Source organism: Variovorax soli NBRC 106424 (assembly GCF_001591385.1).
GTDB classification, from domain to species: Bacteria; Pseudomonadota; Gammaproteobacteria; order Burkholderiales; family Burkholderiaceae_C; genus Variovorax; species Variovorax soli.
In genome coordinates this window covers 35103-55304 of sequence record NZ_BCUU01000027.1, presented here as the reverse complement: position 1 = coordinate 55304, position 20202 = coordinate 35103, and the positions used below count along the sequence as shown (strand labels likewise).

General features: G+C 69.1%; 20 protein-coding genes. 17 read left to right on the top strand and 3 right to left on the bottom strand.

The annotated features are described in order from the left end of the window. The 4 genes from VSO01S_RS27530 to VSO01S_RS10630 form a co-directional block, all read left to right on the top strand. The coding region (locus VSO01S_RS27530; RefSeq protein WP_161944435.1) for a hypothetical protein at nt 1-1434 on the top strand (1434 nt) is incomplete at its 5' end. A 35-nt stretch (nt 1435-1469) separates the two neighbouring features. Further along, complete coding sequence (locus tag VSO01S_RS10635; RefSeq protein ID WP_068642113.1) at nt 1470-2567, top strand: M12 family metallopeptidase; 1098 nt, start codon at nt 1470-1472, stop codon at nt 2565-2567. A gap of 138 nt (nt 2568-2705) precedes the next feature. Then, complete coding sequence (locus VSO01S_RS28160) at nt 2706-2837, top strand: hypothetical protein (protein ID WP_281179831.1); 132 nt, start codon at nt 2706-2708, stop codon at nt 2835-2837. Further along, complete coding sequence (locus tag VSO01S_RS10630) at nt 2830-4410, top strand: RNA/DNA-binding domain-containing protein (protein ID WP_068642111.1); 1581 nt, start codon at nt 2830-2832, stop codon at nt 4408-4410. Before VSO01S_RS28160 ends, VSO01S_RS10630 begins: the two co-directional genes overlap by 8 nt. 52 nt (nt 4411-4462) lie before the next feature. Here the strand turns inward: VSO01S_RS10630 and VSO01S_RS10625 are convergent, their stop codons facing one another. Continuing rightward, nucleotides 4463-5305 (bottom strand): hypothetical protein, encoded by an 843-nt coding sequence (locus VSO01S_RS10625; protein WP_068642109.1) that lies wholly within the window; start codon nt 5303-5305, stop codon nt 4463-4465. A 223-nt stretch (nt 5306-5528) separates the two neighbouring features. On the opposite strand from VSO01S_RS10625, the gene VSO01S_RS10620 reads away from it, so the two are divergent. From VSO01S_RS10620 to VSO01S_RS10605, 4 genes are all read left to right on the top strand, one after another. After that, nucleotides 5529-6215, top strand: coding sequence for an RraA family protein (locus tag VSO01S_RS10620; RefSeq protein ID WP_068642107.1), 687 nt, complete (start codon nt 5529-5531; stop codon nt 6213-6215). Beyond that, nucleotides 6212-7156: a hydroxyacid dehydrogenase gene (locus VSO01S_RS10615; RefSeq protein WP_068642105.1), complete on the top strand. Its 945-nt coding sequence runs from the start codon at nt 6212-6214 to the stop codon at nt 7154-7156. The genes VSO01S_RS10620 and VSO01S_RS10615 overlap by 4 nt, the downstream gene beginning before the upstream one ends. Nucleotides 7157-7200: 44 nt before the next feature. Next, the gene (locus tag VSO01S_RS10610) at nt 7201-8172 is read left to right on the top strand and encodes a tripartite tricarboxylate transporter substrate binding protein (RefSeq protein WP_068642103.1); all 972 of its coding nucleotides are present in this window, start codon (nt 7201-7203) and stop codon (nt 8170-8172) included. A 61-nt stretch (nt 8173-8233) separates the two neighbouring features. After that, nucleotides 8234-9148, top strand: a complete 915-nt coding sequence (locus VSO01S_RS10605; RefSeq protein WP_068642102.1) for an SMP-30/gluconolactonase/LRE family protein — start codon at nt 8234-8236, stop codon at nt 9146-9148. Nucleotides 9149-9164: 16 nt separating this feature from the next. Here the strand turns inward: VSO01S_RS10605 and VSO01S_RS10600 are convergent, their stop codons facing one another. Then, nucleotides 9165-9941 (bottom strand): IclR family transcriptional regulator, encoded by a 777-nt coding sequence (locus VSO01S_RS10600; protein ID WP_068642100.1) that lies wholly within the window; start codon nt 9939-9941, stop codon nt 9165-9167. A 117-nt stretch (nt 9942-10058) separates the two neighbouring features. Here VSO01S_RS10600 and VSO01S_RS10595 point away from each other — a divergent pair, with 117 nt between their 5' ends. From VSO01S_RS10595 to panC, 7 genes are all read left to right on the top strand, one after another. Beyond that, nucleotides 10059-11030 carry a Bug family tripartite tricarboxylate transporter substrate binding protein gene (locus tag VSO01S_RS10595; RefSeq protein ID WP_068642098.1) on the top strand — a complete coding sequence of 324 codons (972 nt, stop codon included), beginning with the start codon at nt 10059-10061 and terminating at the stop codon, nt 11028-11030. 274 nt (nt 11031-11304) lie between these two features. Continuing rightward, complete coding sequence (gene nadC, locus VSO01S_RS10590) at nt 11305-12216, top strand: carboxylating nicotinate-nucleotide diphosphorylase (RefSeq protein ID WP_068642096.1); 912 nt, start codon at nt 11305-11307, stop codon at nt 12214-12216. A 3-nt stretch (nt 12217-12219) separates the two neighbouring features. Continuing rightward, on the top strand, nt 12220-13350 hold the full coding sequence (nadA, locus tag VSO01S_RS10585; protein ID WP_068642094.1) for a quinolinate synthase NadA: 1131 nt from the start codon (nt 12220-12222) through the stop codon (nt 13348-13350). A gap of 2 nt (nt 13351-13352) precedes the next feature. Further along, complete coding sequence (gene nadB, locus VSO01S_RS10580) at nt 13353-14942, top strand: L-aspartate oxidase (protein ID WP_068642123.1); 1590 nt, start codon at nt 13353-13355, stop codon at nt 14940-14942. 33 nt (nt 14943-14975) lie between these two features. Next, the gene (panD, locus tag VSO01S_RS10575) at nt 14976-15383 is read left to right on the top strand and encodes an aspartate 1-decarboxylase (protein ID WP_068642093.1); all 408 of its coding nucleotides are present in this window, start codon (nt 14976-14978) and stop codon (nt 15381-15383) included. A gap of 15 nt (nt 15384-15398) precedes the next feature. Continuing rightward, complete coding sequence (gene panB, locus VSO01S_RS10570) at nt 15399-16271, top strand: 3-methyl-2-oxobutanoate hydroxymethyltransferase (RefSeq protein WP_068642091.1); 873 nt, start codon at nt 15399-15401, stop codon at nt 16269-16271. 35 nt (nt 16272-16306) lie between these two features. Further along, nucleotides 16307-17137 carry a pantoate--beta-alanine ligase gene (panC, locus tag VSO01S_RS10565; protein WP_068642089.1) on the top strand — a complete coding sequence of 277 codons (831 nt, stop codon included), beginning with the start codon at nt 16307-16309 and terminating at the stop codon, nt 17135-17137. A gap of 13 nt (nt 17138-17150) precedes the next feature. Here panC and VSO01S_RS10560 read toward each other — a convergent pair whose 3' ends face one another. Beyond that, nucleotides 17151-18134 (bottom strand): LysR family transcriptional regulator, encoded by a 984-nt coding sequence (locus VSO01S_RS10560; RefSeq protein WP_084241805.1) that lies wholly within the window; start codon nt 18132-18134, stop codon nt 17151-17153. 118 nt (nt 18135-18252) lie between these two features. Between VSO01S_RS10560 and VSO01S_RS10555 the strand changes: the two genes are divergently transcribed. Together VSO01S_RS10555 and VSO01S_RS10550 are read left to right on the top strand one after the other, a co-directional pair. Next, on the top strand, nt 18253-19077 hold the full coding sequence (locus tag VSO01S_RS10555) for a gamma-glutamyl-gamma-aminobutyrate hydrolase family protein (protein ID WP_068642087.1): 825 nt from the start codon (nt 18253-18255) through the stop codon (nt 19075-19077). 19 nt (nt 19078-19096) lie between these two features. After that, a complete protein-coding gene (locus VSO01S_RS10550; protein ID WP_068642121.1) occupies nt 19097-20188 on the top strand; it encodes a M14 family metallopeptidase in 1092 nt (363 codons plus the stop codon). The last annotated feature ends 14 nt before the right edge of the window (nt 20189-20202 follow it).

The window sequence follows — 20202 nt, the reverse complement described above, 5'->3', positions numbered from 1 at the left end:
GCCGCGGGCCAGCCGCCGGCGCAGCGCGGCACGCTGGGCGCGCTGTACGTGGGCACCATCGGCCACCAGACGATGCCCAACACCGACACGCTGTTCTGGTTCGACGGCACCGACAAGTGGTACCCCACCGGCCTGCATGCCGCGGTGCCCGCGCCGGTGCTGGCCATTGCCTGCCGCCCGGAATTTCCGATGGAGGTGTGGGCGGGCACCACGGTGGGCGTGTGGCAGGGCGTGCGCACCGACCATGGCGCCGATGCGCCGACCTGGGCCTGGACGCAGCGTGTCAACGGCCTGCCCGAAGCCGCGGTCGAAGACCTGGCGTTTCACAGCTTCAACGGCGTGACGCTGCTGCGTGCGGCCATCGCGGCCCGCGGCGTGTGGGAACTGCGGCTCGATCAGCCCACGGTGGCCGACCGGACCTACCTGCGCATCCACCAGGACGACCTGCGCTACGCCGCGCCTGCGCTGGAGACCCCGCAGCCGCCCACCGGCCCCAGGCGCGTGCTGAAGAAGCGCGACCTCGTCACCGACCGCTCCTGGCACGGCAGCCCGGACATACGCCCGCGCAAGGCGCCGGCAGCACTCGCTGCGCCATCCACCCTGCCGTGGCGGCGCACGCCCTTCCGCGGCACCAAGGAGCAGTTGCGGCGCTTCCAGGCGGCGATGCGCTCCAGCACCGGCGACCCGCGCATCGTGGCCAACGGCATCTGGGACGTGTACTTCAGCGAGGTGCTGCGCGACCATGGTGCGCCAACGCTGGCCGTGCCGGCCAAGGGGCCGCCGAATCCGATGCCGGCATTGAACGTGGCGCGCATCAACGCCGCCTTCTGGGACCAGCACATGCAGGCCCCGCATTCCACGCGCGAGCCCTGGGGCACCGGCACGCCCACCGAGGCCGACCTGTACGAGCTGACGCCGGAGATTCCGGAGGGCGACGCGGGCCGCACCTCGTTCGGCCTGCGGCGCGGCCCGCTGAAGGTCGACATCGTGGTGCACCACCGCGGCACGCCGAGAAACGGCGCCGACGTGCGCGTGACCCTGCTGCAGTGGCTCGACCCCAAGCCCAGCAACCGCGCCAGGATCAACAAGACCAGCACCTGGTTCACCGACCCGGTGCCATGGACCGCCGCCGTGAACGAGGTGCTGAACTCCGCCGCCGGTACCACCGCGCAGCCGCTGGGTCCGGGCTGGAGCTTCGTGGGCACCACCGATGCCACGCGCCGCCAGTCGCCCACCGGCACGCTCGACAACACGCGCGCGAGCGTCGTCACCTTCGACCTGGACACCAGCACCCTGGAGCACAACCGCGTGATCCTGCTGGTGGCGGTGGTTCGCGCCGGCGGCAACATCGCGCTCGCACCGCTCACGCTGCAGGAGATGGCGCTGACGCGGCACGAGGTGGCGGTGCGCTCCATGCACGTCACCCAGTTCTGATCTGAAGCCGTTGCAACAGGAAAAGGCAGGCCGCCATGCCCACGACCAGGAAGATCTGCTCCCCGTACCCGCCTCCGCATGCTGCGCATCCGCCCGCGGCCTCCACGCGCTCGAGCGACCAGGCCGCCACCGACGAGCGGGTGGACAACATCCGCATCCTGCCGCTGGCGCGCGGCGGCGGCGGCCCGGTGCGTGCCGCGGTCGAGCGCATGAAGCTGTGGGACAACGGCCGCACGCTGCGCGTGAAGTTCATCGACGGCCTGCCCGAGGTGCAGGCCAAGGTGCAGGCCATTGCCAGGGAATGGGAGGCCATCGCCAACCTGAAGCTGAAGTTCGTGACCACCGGCGCGGCCGAGATCCGCATCAGCTTCGCGGAAAAGGGCTTCTCGTGGTCGACGGTGGGCACCGATGCGCTCACCGTGGCGGCCACCGAGGCCACCATGAACTACGGCTGGCTGGAGCCTTCGACGTCGCTGCGCGAATACCAGCGCGTGGTGCGCCACGAATTCGGCCATGCGCTGGGCATGATCCACGAGCACCAGAACCCGGCCGCGCAGGGCCAGATCCCGTGGGACAAGGAGAAGGTCTATGCCCACTATGCGCAGCAGGGCTGGACGCGCGAAGACGTGGACTTCAACATCTTCCAGGTCTACACGGAAGACAGCACCAACCACACCGCCTTCGATCCGGCGTCGATCATGGAATACGCCATTCCGGATTCGCTCACGGTGGGCTCGTACGCCGTGGGCTGGAACACCGACTTCTCGCCGGCCGACATCGAGTTCATGCGCAAGCAGTACCCCATGGCATCGGCGGGCACCGTGGAGCTCGCGGTGGGCGGCCCGCGCACCAGCGCCGACCTGGCGACCGCGGGCGAGGTGGACACCTACCACTTCGACGTGCCGGCCGCGGCCACGCACATCATGACCACCGAAGGCCCGAGCGACACCGTGCTGACGCTGCACGGCCCCAACGACTCGGGCGCCGTGCTGGCCTGGGACGACGACCGCGGGCAGGGGCTGAACGCGCGCATCGTGCGCAAGCTGCAGCCGGGGTCGTACTGGCTCAGCGTGCGGCACAAGAATGCGCAGGCGACAGGGACTTACACGGTGGGGGTGAAGAAGTCGAGGTAGGCCATTTCGAGGCAGCGTCGGCGTGATCGTCGACGCCACGTTTCGGGCAGCAAATGTGTTGCAATTGCGGGCTCCGGTTTGTCCGCGCGCGCCTGTGCGCAGGCAAACCCGCACAAGACCCGAGAAACCCATCATTCGATGCCCGCGCCCGCCAAACTCACCCTTTCACGTCTCGAAAGCCTGCGACTCACCGCTGGCGATGACTTGCGCGGCAACTTGGATGCCAGCGAGTACAAGGAGGTCAACGAGCCGGAAGCAGCCGATGCCTGACAAGCTGCCCTTCCACCTCGACGACCTGCTGCGCCAGCGCACGGTGGAGGGTGAGCGCATCGAATACAAGGCCGGCTGGAATCCTGACCCGATCATTCGAACCTTGTGCGCCTTCGCCAACGACTTCGAGAACCTGGGTGGCGGCTATGTAGTGATCGGGCAAGACTGCGACGACAACGGCCGGCCCATTTTTCCTCCGGCAGGTCTGGCCGAGAACCAGCTCGACAAGATTCAGCGCGAGCTGCTGGCGGCTTGTCAGTCGATTCAGCCGCCGTATTTTCCGGCCCTGAGCATCCATGAGGTCGAAGGCCGGAAGGTCATCGTGCTGCAGGCACCCGGCGGCATGCATCGCCCCTACAAGGCGCCCGCGTCGGTCACCGCCAAGCACAAGACCTGGCACTACTACATCCGTCGCTACACCAGCACGGTGGAGGCCAAGGGCGAGGCGGAGCTGGAGCTGCTGAGCCTGACGGCACAGGTTCCTTGGGACGACCGTTACAACCAGCATGCACGGGTGAGCGACTTGTCCACGCCGTTGATGCTGGACTACCTGCGCGAGGTGGGTAGTGGGCTGGCGGAAGATGGCGCGGCGATGTCGATTGAAGAGCTGGGTCGGCAAATGAACCTGGTGGGCGGTCCGCAGGAGTCGCCCTGGCCCAAGAATGTGGGATTGCTGTTCTTCAACGAGGCGCCGGAACGCTTCTTTCCCTACACCCAGATCGACGTGGTGTGGTTTCCCGAAGGGGCGGGCGGCGACCGCTTCGACGAGAAGATTTTCAAGGGGCCGCTTGCGCGAATGACGCGCGATGCCCTGAGCTTCATTCAGCGCAACTACCTGATCGAGACTGTGGCCAAGCACCCGGATCGGGCCGAGGCTACGCGGGTGTGGAACTACCCCTATGCGGCAGTGGAAGAGGCGCTGGTCAACGCCGTCTACCACCGTTCGTATGAAGAGCGCGAGCCCATCGAGGTGCGCATCAGCCGGGATGAGCTGGCAATACTGAGTTTTCCGGGGCCCGATCGTTCGATTCGGATGGCCGACTTTGCAGCCGGCCGGGCGGTGAGCCGGCGTTACCGAAACCGCCGCATTGGCGAGTTCCTCAAGGAGCTGGACTTGACCGAAGGCCGCTCCACGGGTGTGCCGAAGATCCTCAAGGCCATGGCCGCCAATGGCTCGCCCCCGCCGCTATTCGAGACTGATGACGATCGCGCCGCCTACGTGATCCGGCTGCCGGCACATCCGCTGGCGCAAGTGCCGGATCTCCCCGCCGATGAAGTCACCGGGGAAGTCACCGGGGAAGTCGCCGGGGAAGTCACCGGGGAAGTCACTGGGGAAGTCGGACGTCTGCTGGAAGCCATGGTGGGCGAGATGTCCCGCCAGGAAATGCAAGAGGCACTGCGGCTCAAGCATGAGGACCACTTCCGCGCCGCCTACCTTCGGCCTGCCCTCGATGGCGGAGTCATCGAAATGACCTTGCCCGACAAGCCCCGCAGCAGCAAGCAGCGCTACCGCTTGACCGCTGCGGGCCGGCGGTGGCTGCAAGATCAACGCGCCAAGGGGGAGGTGGCATGAGCGAATACAGCGAAGCCGAAGGTGGGGGTTAAGAAGTCGAGGTAGGCCGCGGTCACATCGGCGCCAGGGTGTACCCCATGTTGCCCCACTCGACCTTGTAGGTATTGCATGCGCCGGCCGTGAAGTAGTGGGTATAGAAGGCCGATTCGTACGTCGTGGTCTTGTAGGCGCCGCCGGCGTCGACGCTTTGCGTCCGGTCGGTCACCCGGACCATGTAGTAGCCGCCGTTGGAGTTCGTCTGCGCAGGGCGGGGCAGCGTGAAGGTCACGCTCGGATTCGAGCAGTCGTTGCTCGCTGTACCGGCCCGGATCAGCGGCACCGATTTCCCGTCGATGGTGACGCCCTGGATCCCCGCGAGTCCGGTGGGCACGACCACCGTCAGCTTGGTGGGCGGGACGTTCTCCAGCGGCCCGCACTCGCCGGACCAGCTGCCCTTTTCGTACTCGGTCGGCAGCGAGCCGTTGATCCGGTAATCGAAGACGAGCTTGCCGTTCGAGAGCGAGAAATAGGTGTTGGGAAGGCCGTGTTCGGCGTCCCACTTCACCACGTTGTCGCTGGAAATGATGCCCTTGTAGAAGCCAGCGGCCGTCGAGCCCTTCTTCTCGCACATGTAGACCCGGTTGGCCGGCTCGTTCTTGATGCCGCCGATCGCGATCTCGGTGCGGTCACCGCTCGGCCCGGGCAACCTGACCCACACGGTGTCTTCAAGCGCCGTGCTTTCGCCCGAGGTGCCGCCACTGCTGCTGCCGGAACTGCTCTGGCTGCCGCCCGTCGCCGAACCTGCAGGCGATGCGAAACCCGAGTCATCACCACCCCCGCCGCCGCCCCCGCATGCGGCCAGGGACAACATCAGTGCGGCGGCAAGGCTCCATTTGTGCTTCGTGAATTGAATCATGGGATTTGTTACTGATTGAAAGCACGCGAGTAAATCCAAAAGCGCCGGATTGCGCAGCCCCTCATTCAGGGGGTGTGGGGCGGGCGCATTTCGCCTGGCATCATGCGTTTCACGCTACGCACCCGCATTGTGAGCAATGCAACGCTCTCCTACAGTCCACCCCAAGCCGCCGCACCCGGCGAGGACTGTTCAACCCCACACCCCCCGAGAGAGCCCGTTCACCATGAGCCAACTACCCGAGATCGTTCGCGACATCGAACGCGTGTCCGCCGACGTGGTCGCCAAGGCGCGTACCTACCAGGCCGCGATCCTGGCCGACGTCGCCGGTCGGCGCGGCACCATGCACGGCCGCATTGCGCCGGTCCACCACGGCATGGCCGTGGCCGGCCCGGCCTTCACGGTCGAGGTGCGCCCCGGCGACAACCTGATGATCCATGCCGCCATTGCGCTGGCCCGCCCCGGCGATGTGCTGGTGATCGACGGCAAGGGCGACCTGAACGCGGCGCTCATGGGCACGCTGATGCTCAGCGCCTGCAAGAAGCAGGGCCTGGCCGGTGTGGTCATCGACGGCGCGGTGCGCGACCGGCTCGAGCTGCTGGAGCTGGGCTTTCCGGTCTTCAGCGCCGGCTTCAACCCGGCCGGCCCGACCAAGTTCGTGCCCGGCCGCATCAACCACCCGGTGTCTGCCGGCGGCGCGATGGTGAACCCGGGCGACCTGGTGGTGGGCGATGCGGACGGCGTGGTCGTCATCGAGCGCGCCAAGGCGTCTGCCATGCTGGCGCTGGCCGACAAGAAGGTGGCCGACGAGGCCGCGCGGCTGGACGCCATCTCGCGCGGCGACACCGCATCGAAGTGGCTGCCTGCGGCACTGCGCGCGGCCGGCCTCTTGAAGGAAGGCGAGTCGCTGTGAGCGCCATCCTCGTCACCGGCGCCGACCTGGCGCCGCAGGCCCTGGCGCTGCTCGAGGGCTTCGAGATGGTCTACGCCGGCAAGACGCCCACGCAGGACGAACTCCTCGCCCTGTGCCGTACCCATGACCCGGTGGCCATCATCGTGCGCTACGGCAAGGTGGACGCGGCCATGATCGACGCGGCCCCCTCGCTGAAGGTGATCTCCAAGCACGGCAGCGGCACCGACACCATCGACAAGGCGGCCGCCCAGGCGCGCGGCATCGAGGTGGTGGCCGCCGCCGGCGCCAATGCCGCCGCGGTCGCCGAGCAGGCGCTGGCACTGATGCTGGCCTGCGCCAAGTCGGTGGTGACGCTGGATGCGCGCATGCGGGCCGGCCACTGGGACAAGGCCACGCACAAGAGCCTGGAGCTGCATGGCCGCACCGTGGGCCTGGTGGGCCTGGGCGCCATCGGCCAGCGCTTTGCCCGCATGGCCGACGCCATGGGCATGCAGGTGCTGGGCTTCGACCCCTTCGCCAAGGACCTGCCGCGCTGGATCCAGCCGGCAGCGCTGGAAGACATCTGGCGCGCGTCGGACGTCATCTCGCTGCACTGCCCGCTGACCGCGGAGAACCGCAACCTGCTCGATGCAGGGACGCTGGCGCGCTGCAAGAAGGGTGTGATCGTCGTGAACACCGCGCGCGGTGGCCTGATCGACGAAGGGGCCTTGCTCGCGGCCATCCAATCGGGGCAGGTGCGCAGCGCCGGCCTGGACAGCTTCGCGGTGGAGCCCATGAGCGCCGGCCACCCGTTCCAGAGCGAGCCGCGCATCGTGCTGAGCCCGCACATCGGCGGCGTGACCGGCGATGCCTACGTGAACATGGGCGTGGCCGCTGCCAGAAACCTGCTGGCGGTGCTGCAGCGCCGGGCCGCCGACACCAGCGCGCAGCAAGCGCGCTGAGCCCGACAGAAGAACGTTCGAGAGACCCCTGGAGACAAACCCAAATGCCTATTGCGAAGATCACACGGCGCCTGGCCCTGGCCGCCTGCGCATTCACCGTGGCCGCCGCCGCGCATGCCGCCGCCTTTCCGGAGCGGCCCATCACCATCGTCGTGCCCTACGCGCCCGGCGGCGCCGCGGATGCGGTGGCGCGCATGGTCGCTTCGCGCATGGGCACCAGGCTGGGCACCAGCGTCATCGTGGACAACAAGGCGGGCGCCAGCGGCACCATCGGCGCGGCCTACGTGGCCAAGGCCGCGCCCGACGGCTACACCGTGCTGTACGACGCCACGCCGTATTCCATCAACCCGCACCTCTTTCCCAAGCTGCCCTATGCGGCCGATGCGCTGCAGCCGCTGTCGCTGGTGCTGCTCGCGCCCAATGCGCTGATCGTGAAGGCCGACTCGCCCTTCAAGACAATCAACGACCTGGTGGCCAAGGCCAAGGCGCAGCCGGGCAAGATCAACTTCGCCTCGGGTGGCAGCGGCACCGTGCAGCGCCTGGCCGCCGAGCTGCTGCGCCAGCGCCTGCAGCTGGACATGGTGCACGTGCCCTACAAGAGCGGTGGCCCGGCCATCTCCGACGTCATGGGCGGCCAGGTCGACTTCATGTTCGGCACCGTGGCGGCCACCTATCCGTTGATCAGCTCGGGCAAGCTGCGTGCGCTGGCCGTGTCGTCGCCGCAGCGCTCGCCGCGGCTGCCCGACGTGCCCACCGTGGCCGAAACCGTGGCGCCCGGCTACGAGGCATTCGAATGGAACGGCATGCTGCTGCCCGCGAAGACGCCCAAGGACATTGCCGACAAGCTGCAGCGCGCTGTGGTCGATGCGCTCAAGGAAGACGAGGTGCAGCAGCGCCTGAAGGACCTGGGCGCGCAGCCGGTGGGCTCCACGCCGGCCGAATTCGCCGCCTTCCTGAAGAAGGAAGAAGCCAAGTGGGGCGAGGTGGTGCGCAAGGGCGACATCAAGGCCGACTGATTCCCGCTGGTGCAGCCGGCCCTTCGCGAATAAGCTGCGCCGACCCATCCGCCCGATCACCATGTTCCTCCTGCAGCCACCCCGGGTGCGCGAACTCGAACTCTTCAGTGCCATGCCCGATGCGCTGCGCCGCCCCGAGCGCAGCGCCTGGGCCGATGCCAACCGCGGCGGCGCGGTGACCGACTCCTTCCTGGAAGGGCCGGTGTTCGACGATGCGGGCAACCTCTACGTCAGCGACATCCCGTGGGGCCGCATCTTCCGCATCGATGCGCAAGGGGCCTGGACGCTGGTCGCCGAATACGACGGCGAGCCCAACGGCATGAAGTTCATGGATGCGGGCACGCTGCTCATCACCGACTACAAGAACGGCCTGATTCAGCTGGACGTCGCCACCGGCCGCGTGGCGCCGTTTCTCGCACGGCGCAACAGCGAGCGCTTCAAGGGCGTGAACGACCTGGTGTTCGATGCGGCCGGCAACCTCTACTTCACCGACCAGGGACAGACCGGGCTGCACGACCCCACCGGGCGGCTCTACCGCCTGGCCCCGGGCGGCAGGCTGGACCTGCTGCTGGACAACATCCCCAGCCCCAACGGCGTGGCGCTCTCGCCCGACGGCAAGCTGCTGTACCTGGCGGTGACGCGCGGCAACTGCGTGTGGCGGGTGCCGCTGCTCGCCGACGGCAGCGTGGCGAAGGTGAGCCAGTTCTTCACGTCCTACGGACCCAGCGGGCCGGACGGCCTGGCGGTTGATGCGCAAGGCCGCCTGCTGGTGGCCAACCCGGGCCTGGGTTATGTGTGGGTGCTCAATTCGCGCGCCGAGCCGGTGGAGGTGCTGCGCGGGCCCGCAGGCGCATCCACCACCAACCTGGCCTTCGGCGGGCCGCAGCGCAGCACGCTCTACGTGACCGACTCCACCCACGGCCACGTGCTGCGCCTGCAGATGGACGCGCCCGGATTGCCGCTCGCGCGCCGCTGAGCACGCGGCCCTTTGGTCAGGGGTGCCAACGCGAGACGACCGCCGGCGTGGCGGCGGTGCGTCCACCGGCCAGCGCATACGACAGCTGGTTGGCCGCCTGCACCACGGTCTTCGCCAGCTTCTCCAGCTTGGCCTTGGTGAGCCTGGAGCTGGGGCCCGAGATGCACATCGAACCGAGCAGGCTCCAGTTGGTGCGGAACACCGGTGCCGCCACGCTGGAGACCTCGGCCTCGCGCTCGCCCATCGAGATGTGAAAGCCCCGTGAGCGGATGCCTTCGTAGAGTTCGCCCTTGGCGCCGCTGAAGGCCAGGATCACGCGGCCCGGTGCGCCGCGGTCCAGCGGCAGCCGCTCGCCGATGCGCACGTTGTGCCGCACCGAATGCGGCCCCTCCACCCGCGCCACGCAGGAGCGGATGTCGCCCTCGCGAACATAGAAGGACGCGCTCTCGCCGCTCTGCCTGACGAGTTCGTGCAGCGCCGGCTCCACCACGTTGTTGACGTCGAAGCCCGCCTGGTAGCGCGCGCCCAGCCAGCCGGCCGCGGGGCCCAGGCGCCATTGGCCGTCTTCCATCTGCACCATGTAGTTCGACAAAGCCAGCGTGCGGGCCAGGCGCAGCACCGTGGTCTTGTGCATGCCAGCGCGGCGGCTGAGCTCGGCCAGCGAAAGCGACGACTCGCCGACCTCGAAGGCCTCCATCAGCGAGAGCGCGCGCGTGACGGCGATCACGCCGCCGCTGCTGCCGCCCGCGTCGACGGAAGCGTCTTCTTTGTTGCTTCTGCTGTTGTTGCGCATCTTGCACCCCTTTTCACGGTACGCAACGCCATTGTACGCATTGCAACTGCTCTCTACAGTCCTGTTCCATGGGCACGAAAAGGTGCGCCAGACATCCAATCCAGGAGACATACCGAAATGCAGCTTTCCCGTCGCGCCATGCTGGCCTTGGCCAGCGCCTCCCTGCTCAGCGTCGCCACCGCCCATGCGCAGGGCTGGCCCGCCAAGCCCATCCGCCTGATCGTTCCCTTTCCCGCTGGCGGGGGCACGGACATGATCACGCGCGAAGTCGCCAACAAGCTCGCCGGCTCGGGCTACACCTTCGTCGTGGAGAACAAGCCGGGCTCGGGCGGCAACCTCGGCGTCGACGCGGTGGCCAAGGCGCCGGCCGACGGCTACACGCTGGTCATGGGCCAGACCAGCAACGTGGCCATCAATGCCACGCTGTATGCCAAGCTGCCCTACGACCCGGTGAAGGACCTCACGCCGGTGGCGCTGGTGGCCACCTCGCCGCTGGTGATCGTCACCGGCGCGGGCTCGCCCTACAAGACGCTGGCCGACGTGGTGAAGGCGGCCAAGGAGAAGCCGGGCAGCATCAACTACGCGACTTCGGGCAACGGAACGGTCTCGCACCTGGCGGCCGAGTCCTTCCAGCGCGCCGCCGGCATCACGCTCACCCACATTCCCTACAAGGGCGCCGCGCAGGGCGCGACGGATGTCGTGAGCGGCCAGGTGCAGCTGTACCTGTCGACGGTTCCCACGCTTTTGGGCCACATCAAGTCCGGCAAGATGCGCCCGATCGCGGTCACCTCGCTGCAGCGGGTGGACGACCTCAAGGACGTGCCGACCGTTTCCGAATCCGGCTACAAGAATTTCGAGTCCATCACCTGGTTCGGCATCTTCGGGCCTGCGAACCTGCCCAAGGACATCGTGGCCAGGCTCAATGCCGACTTCAACAAGGCGCTGAAGGATCCCGAACTCGACAAGAAGCTGGGCGACCAGGGCGCGGACGTTGCCACCGCCACGCCCGAGCAGTTCGGCAAGCTCGTGCGCGACGACATTCCGCGCTGGGGCAAGCTGGTGCGCGATTCGGGCGCGAAAGTCGACTGATCGTGATGGGCGAGTGCGCCCGCGCACAGCAGGCCCGCCGCGCGATTTCGAAATAGTTTGCTTCGGCGCGCGCCTGCATTCGGGCCATCTGCAGGCTGTTCGCGACAGGAAGACAGTTGCGCGGCAGAAGAAATCGGTTTCTCGGTTTTGGGCATAACGCACATAACAAATCGGTCTTTGTGCCGGCACGGCTGAGCGACTAGAGTCCGCGAAATTTTTTTTGCCCACGTGCCAGCCAGGGCGCGTGCGGCGTTCCGGCTCCCGCCCCGCTTCGATGTCCAGCCTTCCCGCCTCTTCCCCTTCCTCCACCTTCCCCTCGATCAGCATTCCCGACCTCGCCCGGCAAGACGCGCTGCGCGCACTGCACGAAGACACCGGCAGCGGTGACCTCACCGCGGCGCTGGTGCCGGCCGATGCCAGGGCCCGTGCCCGGGTGCTGCTGCGAGAAGACGCCACGCTGTGCGGCACACCCTGGGTGGAGGCTGTCATCGGCCGGCTCGACCCGAAGGCGAGCATCCGCTGGCTGCGCGGCGAAGGCGAGCGCTGCAAGGCGGGCGACGTGGTGCTGGAGCTGCAGGGCCAGGCCCAGGCCCTGCTCACGGGCGAGCGCACCGCGCTCAACTTCTTGCAACTGCTCAGCGCGGTGGCCACGCGCACGGCCGCGTATGTGGAGGCCGTGAAAGGCACGCGCGCGCACATCGTCGACACGCGCAAGACGCTGCCGGGCCTGCGCCTGGCACAGAAGTACGCGGTGCGCACCGGCGGCGGCACCAACCACCGCATCGGCCTGTACGACGCCATCCTGATCAAGGAGAACCACATCGCGGCAGCCGGCGGCATTGCGCAGGCCCTGGCGGCCGCCAGCCGCGCCGGCGGCGAGGCCCGCTTCGTCGAGATCGAGGTCGAGACGCTGGCGCAACTGGAAGAAGCGCTGGCCCACGGCGCCCGCATGGTGCTGCTGGACAACATGGACCTGCCCACGCTGCGCGAGGCGGTGCGCATCAACGATGCGGCCGGCGACGGGCGTGCGGTGCTCGAGATCTCGGGCGGCGTCACGCTCGACTCGGTGCGCCAGCTGGCCGAAACCGGCGTGGACCGCATCTCGATCGGTGCGCTCACCAAGGACGTGAAGGCCATCGACTTCTCGATGCGCTTCGATGATGACCGCGCCCAAGGGGGAGCCTGAGCCATGAGCGAGCTGGTCAGCATCGACTTCGAGCAGCCCGTGTCCCGCGTGCCTGGCGGCGGCGCTGTGGCCGCATGCAGCACGCGCCAGGCCTGGGCGCGCGTGCCGCCAGAACCGTCGCGCGCCGAACGCGGCGTGCTCAAGGACCGCGTCCGCCAGCTGCTGCGCGAGCAGCAGGCCGTGCTGGTGGCTCACTACTACGTGCATCCCGACCTGCAGGACCTGGCCGAGGAGACCGGCGGCCTGGTGGCCGATTCGCTGGAGATGGCGCGCTTCGGCCGCGACCATGCCGCGCGCACGCTGGTGGTGGCGGGCGTGCGCTTCATGGGCGAGACGGCCAAGATCCTTTCGCCCGGCAAGCGTGTGCTCATGCCCGACCTGGACGCGACCTGCTCGCTCGACCTGGGCTGCCCCGCGGAAGAATTCAGCGCCTTCTGCGACCAGCATCCGGACCGCACCGTGCTCGTCTACGCCAACACCAGCGCGGCCGTGAAGGCCCGCGCCGACTGGATGGTGACCTCGGGCTGCGCGCTCGACGTGGTGCGCGCGCTCACCGCCCAGGGCAAGAAGATCCTGTGGGCGCCCGACCGCCACCTGGGCGACTACATCCGCCGCGAGACGGGCGCCGACCTGCTGAGCTGGCAAGGCGCGTGCATCGTGCACGACGAGTTCAAGGGCCTGGAGCTGGAACTGCTCAAGCAGCAGAACCCTGAGGCCAAGGTGCTGGTGCATCCGGAGTCGCCCGCCGACGTGATCGCGCTGGCCGATGCGGTGGGCTCCACCGCCGGCATCCTGGCCGCGGCCCAACGCATGGAGGCGCGCGAGTTCATCGTGGCCACCGACACCGGGCTCTTGCACAAGCTGCGCCTGCAGAACCCCGGCAAGACCTTCATCGAGGCGCCCACCGCGGGCAACAGCGCCACCTGCAAGAGCTGCGCGCATTGCCCCTGGATGGCGATGAACGACTTGGCGGGCGTGGTGCGCGTGCTGGAAACAGGCGAGAACGAGGTGCATGTCGACCCGGCCACGGGCGAGCGTGCACGCGTGCCGATCGCCCGCATGCTCGACTTCACCGCGGCGCTGAGGAACGGCCGCCCGCCCGTGGGCATCACCCCCGGCATCGGCGTGGCGTGATGATGGCAGCGCTCGCCTTCGATGTGCTGGTGGTGGGCAGCGGCCTCGCGGGCCTGACCGCGGCGCTGCACCTGGCGCCCACGCACCGCGTCGCGGTGCTCACCAAGAGGGCCGTGTCCGACGGCGCGAGCCAGTGGGCGCAGGGCGGCATCGCGGCGGTGCTCGATGCGGGGGACAGCATCGATGCCCACATCGACGACACGCTGGTGGCCGGCGCCGGCCTGTGCGACCTGCCGGCCACGCGCCTCGTGGTCGAAGGCGCGCCGGCCTGCATCGCGTGGCTGCGCGAACTCGGCGTGCCGTTCTCGCTGGAAGACGGCGAGCTGCATCTGACCCGCGAGGGCGGCCACAGCCAGCGCCGCATCGTGCATGCGGCAGATGCCACTGGCGCGGCGGTGCAGCGCACGCTCATCGACGCGGCGCGGCGCACGCCCAACATCCGCTTCTTCGAACATCACGCGCTGGTCGATCTCATTCCCGGCAGCGGTGTTGCCAATGGCAAGCCGGCCTGCGCAGGGGTGTATGCGCTGGACGAGCAAAGCGGCGAGGTGCTCGCCTTCACCGCGCCGGCGACCGTGCTCGCCACCGGCGGCGCGGGCCGGGTCTACCTGCACACGACGAACCCGGCCACCGCCACCGGCGACGGCATCGCGGCCGCGTGGCGGGCAGGCTGCCGGGTGTCGAACATGGAGTTCATCCAGTTCCACCCGACCTCGCTGGCGCACCCGGACGCCCAGTCCTTCCTCATCAGCGAAGCGGTGCGCGGCGAAGGCGGGCTGCTCAGGCTGCCCGCATCCGCCGGCGGCCAGCGCTTCATGCCCGCGCACGATGCGCGCGCCGAGCTTGCGCCGCGCGACGTGGTGGCGCGCGCCATCGATGCGGAGATGAAGAAGCACGGCCTGGCCTGCGTGCACCTGGACATCTCGCACCAGGGCGCGGAGTTCCTGCACCACCATTTCCCCAACATCCTCGCGCGCTGCGCGCAGCACGGCATCGACATCACGCGCGAGCCGATTCCGGTGGTGCCGGCTGCGCACTACACCTGCGGCGGCGTGGTCACGAACCTGGATGGGCGCACCGATGTGGCGGGCCTCTATGCCATCGGCGAGACCGCCTGCACCGGGCTGCACGGGGCCAACCGGCTGGCGAGCAACTCGCTGCTCGAATGCATGGTGTTCGCGCGCGCGGCGGCGCGGCAGATCGCGGTTGCGCCCAGCCGCCAGGGCGCGCCCGGCGCTGTACGTCCATGGCGCGCCAGCTCGGCGCAGGCGGCCGACGTGCGCGAGATCGAGCAGCGCGTCGACGACCTGCGGCGCCTCATGTGGCGCCACGTGGGCATCGTGCGATCGGGCGGCGAGCTGGACCGCGCGGCGCAGCGCATCGCCCAGCTGCGGCGCGACACCGAGGCGCTGTACGCACAGGCCAGGGTCACGCGCGAGCTCATCGAGCTGCGCAACCTGCTGCAGACCGCCGATCTCATCGTGCAGTCGGCGCGCTCGCGCCATGAAAGCCGGGGCCTGCATTACCGGCTCGACCACCCCGAACCGGCAGCCTACACCGCGCCGACCCTTCTGGCGCCCGTCGGCCACTGAGTCTCCCGATTCCCAACTTCGAGGACCTTCCCCATGTTCCGTACCCTGCTGAAGTCCAAGATCCATCGCGCGTCGGTGACCGACTGCGAGCTGCACTACGAAGGCTCGTGCGCCATCGACGAGAACCTGCTCGACGCCGCGGGCCTGGCCGACAACGAACAGATTCACATCTGGAACGTGACCAACGGCGAGCGCTTCGTGACCTATGCGATCCGCGCGCAGCGGGGCTCGGGAATCATCTCGGTCAACGGCTCGGCCGCCCGCCGCGCCTGCGTGGGCGACCTGCTCATCATCGCGGCCTTCGGCCTGGTGGCGGAAGAGCGCGTGGCCGCGCACCAGCCCAAGCTGGTGTTCGTGGACGCGGCCAACCGCATCAAGGACGTGCATTCGCAGGTGCCGGTCCAGACGGCCCAGACGCAGGCGCTGCTGCAGCCGGCCTGAACCGAAGGCACTGCCATGCCCACCCCCGCTGCCGACACCGCCGCGCCCTACGGCGCCGCTGCCGCGCCCGCGCCGCGCAAGGCCGTGAACCTCGCGCGCATTGCCGACATGCACGCGCGCGGCGAGAAGATCACCATGCTGACCGCCTACGACGCGACCTTCGCCGCCGTGGCCGACGCGGCCGGCGTGGACTGCCTGCTGGTGGGCGATTCGGTGGGCATGGTCTGCCAGGGCCTGGACAGCACCGTGGGCGTTTCGCTGGACGTGATGCGCCACTACACCGAAAGCGTGGCTCGCGGCCTGCGGCGCGTGCAGGGCGCCGCATGGCTCATTGCGGACCTGCCCTTCGGCAGCTACCAGGAGTCGCGCGAACAGGCGCTGCGCAGCGCCACGGCGCTGATGCAGGCCGGCGCGCAGATGGTCAAGCTCGAAGGCGGCGGCTGGACCGTCGACACAGTGCGCTTCATCACCGAGCGCGGCATTCCGGTGTGCGCGCACCTGGGGCTCACGCCGCAGACGGTGCACGCGCTCGGCGGCTACCGGGTGCAGGGGCGCGACGAGGCGAGCGCGGCACGCCTGTGCCAGGACGCCCGCGCGCTGCAGGATGCCGGCGCGGCGATGCTGGTGCTGGAGATGGTGCCGGCCCGGCTGGCGCGGGCGGTCACGGCCGAGCTGGCGCGCTGCGCCACCATCGGCATCGGCGCGGGCAGCGGCACCGCCGGCCAGGTGCTGGTGCTGCACGACATGCTGGGCATCCACCTGGGCAAGCCGGCGAAGTTCGTGCGCAACTTCATGGCCGGCGCCGATGGGATCGAAGCCGGCCTGCGCTCCTTCGTCCATGCGGTGAAGGACGGCAGCTTTCCCGAAGACGGCGTGCACGCCTGGTAGCAGAAGAAGCAAGAAAGCAAGCAAGAGAGGCCCACATGCAAATTGCAAGAACGATTCCTGAACTGCGCGAACTGCTCGGCGGCGCGCACCGCGCCGCCTTCGTGCCGACCATGGGCAACCTCCACGCGGGCCACCTGTCGCTGGTCGAGAAGGCCCGCACGCTGGGCGACGTGAGCGTGGCCAGCATCTTCGTCAACCGGCTGCAGTTCCTGCCGCACGAGGATTTCGACACCTACCCGCGCACCTGGGACAGCGACTGCGAGAAGCTGCAGTCGGTGGGCTGCGACGTGCTCTTCGCGCCCGACGAGAAGGCGCTGTACCCGCAGCCGCAGACCTGCAAGGTGCATCCGAATCCGCTGATCGCCGACACGCTCGAGGGCGAGTTCCGCCCCGGCTTCTTCATCGGCGTGTGCACCGTGGTGATGAAGCTCTTTGCCTGCGTGCAGCCGCGCTTTGCCGTCTTCGGCAAGAAGGACTACCAGCAGCTCATGGTGATCCGCCACATGGTGGAGCAGTTCGCGCTGCCGATCGAGGTGGTCGGCGCGGAAACGGAGCGCGCGGAAGATGGTCTTGCGCTGTCCTCGCGCAACGGCTACCTGGACAAGCAGGAGCGGATCCAGGCCAGCCAGCTCTCGGCTACGCTGCGCTCGGTGGCGCAGGCCGTGAAGGATGGCGAACGCGACTTCGCCGCCATCGAGGCGCGCGCCACCACCGCGCTGGCCGCACGCGGCTGGAAGCCGGACTATGTGGCGCTGCGCCGCCGAAGCGACCTGCAACGGCCCGCGAGCGGCGATGCGCTGGTGGTGCTGGCGGCGGCGCGCCTGGGCAATACGCGGCTGATCGACAACCTCGAGATCGGCGAGTAGCCGCGACCGTCTTCTAGCCTTCGGCAGGCCGCTTCCTGCGCGGCGCAGGGCGCCGCGGCAGCCCCGGCAACCGCTGCGCCGCCACCTCGGCCTTGACCGCGGCGAAATGCGCACGCAAGACCTGGAACGCCTGCTCCACCGCCGGTATCTGCGTGCGGCCCGCATGCCGCACGATGCCCAGCGTCAGCTCCAGGTCCAGCGCCGGCTGCACGTCCAGGCGCTGCAGGGTGCCGGCGCGCAGCGCGGAGATCATCGCCACATCGGTGGACGGCGCGATCGCATCGCTGGAGCCCAGCAGGGTCAGGACGGTGGCGACGTCGTTGGTGCTGGCGCTGAAATGCTCCTGCAGGGGCAGCGACAGCCCGTACAGCGCCGCCATGCGCCGCAGCAGCGACTCGTCCGCGTAGCCGGACATGATCAGGGGGTAGCGCTGGAGCTCGTCCATGACCAGCCCGGCGCGGCCGGCCAGCGGATGCCCGGCCCGGGCGAACCAGCCGAAAGTGCAGCGGTACAGCGGCTCCGCGCTCAGCTTGCCGTCCGCTTCGGCGGTGCGCACATCGCCCACGAAGAAGTCCAGCTGCTCGCGCTGGAGCGCGGCCAGCAGCACGTCGCTGCTTTGCACGAGCGTCTCCAGCCGCAGGCCGGGCGCGGCCGCCAGCAGCTGCAGCACCATCGGCCCCAGCAAGGTGTAGGCGATCGACGAGCCCATGCCGAAGGCCATGGATCCCAGGTCGCCGGAGCGCATGAGGGCCAGCGAACGCGCGCCCTCGCGTTCGTCGAACACGATGCGCCGTGCCCGCTGGACGTAGGCCAGCGCATAGGGCGTGGGGCGCAGGCGCCGCTCCTGCCGGTCGAACAAGGGAACGCGCAATTCATCTTCCAGCGCCCGCAGGCTGCGCGAGAGGGCCGGCTGGCTGAGGTGCACCTGCTCGGCAGCGGCGGCGATCGAGCCCAGGTCCATCACGGCGAGGAAGTGGCGCAGCTGGCGCGTGTTCATGGCGGTGTCTCCTTTGCTTGCGGAACGTGCAAGTGAACCGGAAAGAAGTTGCAATTTACGCAATCGTCCCCGATTCCTAGACTCACGGCAAACCCCCGATCCGCCCCCGTTTCCGATCATGTCCCAGACCCCGTTTTCCGCACGCGCCGGCCGCCCGCTGGTGGCCATCGCCTCCGACCGAATCGAGCGCCACGGCCATCCGGCGCATGCCCTGCTGCATGGCTACGTGCGCGCGGTTTCCGAACTGGCCGATGCGGTTCCGCTGGCGCTGCCGGCCGCTCCCGGCGCGGTCGACGCGGCCAGCCTGGTGCATGGCATCGACGGCATCGTGCTCACCGGAAGCCCGTCGAACGTGGCGCCCGAGCACTATGGGGCCGGTGCGCTGCCTGAGGGCGTGCTGCTGGACCGCGACCGCGACGCCACCGTGCTGCCGCTGCTGCCGCAACTGGTGTCGGCCGGCGTGCCGGTGCTGGCCGTGTGCCGCGGCTTCCAGGAGATGAACGTGGCCTGGGGCGGCACGCTCGATGCGGCGGTGCACAGCCGCAGCGGCCGACTGGACCACCGCGAAGGCGACCACGGCCGGCCCATCGAGCGCTGGTACGACGACAGCCACGACATCCACATTGCGCCGGGCGGCGTGCTGGCGGGCCTGGTTCCGCTGATGCGCCTGCCGGTCAATTCGCTGCATCACCAGGGCATCGATCGCCTGGGAGAAGGGCTGCGCCTGGAGGCCAGCGCGCCGGACGGCCTGGTCGAAGCCTTTTCGGTCCAGGGGGCGCCGTCCTTCGCGCTGGGCGTGCAGTGGCATCCGGAGATGCGCATCGACGACTGCCCGCTGGCGCAAGCCATCTTCAAGGCCTTCGGCGAGGCTTGCCGCGCGCGCCGCCGGTGGCGCACGGGCGGTGTGCAGCAGCCCGCGCCGGCCCATGCGCTCGCCGCCTGACAACGCGCCTTCTCCTGCCATGAACGACAACGCCATCCTCGAGCTGTTCAGCCCCAGCTATGCCACCGCACGCCGCAAATTCATGGATGCGGCGGCCGATCGCGGGCTGCGCATCGACAGCCGCGTGCTCGACCTGCCGGGCGCCGCCGGCGAGACCCTGGCCATCGACGTCGTGCTCGACGGTCCGGCCTTTGCGAGCAAGCTGCTGGTGGTGCTCAGCGGTGTGCACGGGGTCGAGGGCTTCTGCGGCTCGGCGATCCAGACCGGCATGCTGCGCCTGGGCGCGCGCGCGCATCCGGACACGGCCGTGCTGCATGTGCATGCGATCAATCCGCACGGCTTCTCACACCTGCGCCGGGTGACGCAGGAAAACGTGGACCTCAATCGCAACTTCGTGGATTTCAGCCAGCCCCTGCCGGTCAATGCCGGCTACGGCGAGATCCACGAGTGGCTGCTGCCGCCCAGCTGGCCGCCCGGCCGCGACGCCGAGTCGGCCCTGGCTGCCTACCGCGACAAGCACGGCGAGCGCGGACTGCAGCGCGCCATCGGCCTCGGGCAGCACGCGCATCCGGACGGCATGTTCTTCGGCGGCCGCGGGCCCACCTGGAGCAACCGCACCTTCCGCGCGATCCTGCAGCACTATGGCCAGCGGGCGCGCGAGATCGCTTCCATCGACATCCACACGGGCCTGGGCCCCTACGGCGTGGGCGAGCGCATCTTCGCCAGCTTCGACGGCGGCGTGCTGCCGCGCGCGCGCCAGTGGTGGGGCGAACTCACCGACGTGCATGCCGGCAGCTCGACCAGCATCCCCATGACCGGCCCGATCCAGACCGCGCTGTTCGAGGAGTGCCCGCAGGCCAGCCACATCGGCATCTGCCTGGAGTACGGCACCTGGCCGAACGAGCGCGTCATGCCCGCGCTGCGCGCCGACCACTGGATGCACCGGCACGGCGCCGACGACGGCGTGCAGGCCGTGCAGATCCGCCAGGCGCTCAAGGATGCCTTCTACCCCGACGCCGACGACTGGAAACGCGCCGTCTGGCAGCAGGGCCGCCAGGCCTGCGAGCAGGCCGTCGACGGACTGCAGGCGCCGCGGGCTTCGCAAAGCTGACTCTCCCATTCACA

Coding starts and splice junctions, on each gene's coding strand:
- VSO01S_RS10605 (WP_068642102.1), top strand. CDS start 8,234: ATGTTCCTCCTGCAGCCACCCCGGGTGCGCGAACTCGAACTCTTCAGT.
- VSO01S_RS10550 (WP_068642121.1), top strand. CDS start 19,097: ATGAACGACAACGCCATCCTCGAGCTGTTCAGCCCCAGCTATGCCACC.
- VSO01S_RS10625 (WP_068642109.1), bottom strand. CDS start 5,305: ATGATTCAATTCACGAAGCACAAATGGAGCCTTGCCGCCGCACTGATG.
- panB (WP_068642091.1), top strand. CDS start 15,399: ATGCCCACCCCCGCTGCCGACACCGCCGCGCCCTACGGCGCCGCTGCC.
- VSO01S_RS28160 (WP_281179831.1), top strand. CDS start 2,706: ATGCCCGCGCCCGCCAAACTCACCCTTTCACGTCTCGAAAGCCTGCGA.
- nadA (WP_068642094.1), top strand. CDS start 12,220: ATGAGCGAGCTGGTCAGCATCGACTTCGAGCAGCCCGTGTCCCGCGTG.
- VSO01S_RS10630 (WP_068642111.1), top strand. CDS start 2,830: ATGCCTGACAAGCTGCCCTTCCACCTCGACGACCTGCTGCGCCAGCGC.
- nadC (WP_068642096.1), top strand. CDS start 11,305: ATGTCCAGCCTTCCCGCCTCTTCCCCTTCCTCCACCTTCCCCTCGATC.
- panD (WP_068642093.1), top strand. CDS start 14,976: ATGTTCCGTACCCTGCTGAAGTCCAAGATCCATCGCGCGTCGGTGACC.
- VSO01S_RS10635 (WP_068642113.1), top strand. CDS start 1,470: ATGCCCACGACCAGGAAGATCTGCTCCCCGTACCCGCCTCCGCATGCT.
- VSO01S_RS10600 (WP_068642100.1), bottom strand. CDS start 9,941: ATGCGCAACAACAGCAGAAGCAACAAAGAAGACGCTTCCGTCGACGCG.
- VSO01S_RS10595 (WP_068642098.1), top strand. CDS start 10,059: ATGCAGCTTTCCCGTCGCGCCATGCTGGCCTTGGCCAGCGCCTCCCTG.
- VSO01S_RS10555 (WP_068642087.1), top strand. CDS start 18,253: ATGTCCCAGACCCCGTTTTCCGCACGCGCCGGCCGCCCGCTGGTGGCC.
- panC (WP_068642089.1), top strand. CDS start 16,307: ATGCAAATTGCAAGAACGATTCCTGAACTGCGCGAACTGCTCGGCGGC.
- nadB (WP_068642123.1), top strand. CDS start 13,353: ATGGCAGCGCTCGCCTTCGATGTGCTGGTGGTGGGCAGCGGCCTCGCG.
- VSO01S_RS10610 (WP_068642103.1), top strand. CDS start 7,201: ATGCCTATTGCGAAGATCACACGGCGCCTGGCCCTGGCCGCCTGCGCA.
- VSO01S_RS10560 (WP_084241805.1), bottom strand. CDS start 18,134: ATGAACACGCGCCAGCTGCGCCACTTCCTCGCCGTGATGGACCTGGGC.
- VSO01S_RS10620 (WP_068642107.1), top strand. CDS start 5,529: ATGAGCCAACTACCCGAGATCGTTCGCGACATCGAACGCGTGTCCGCC.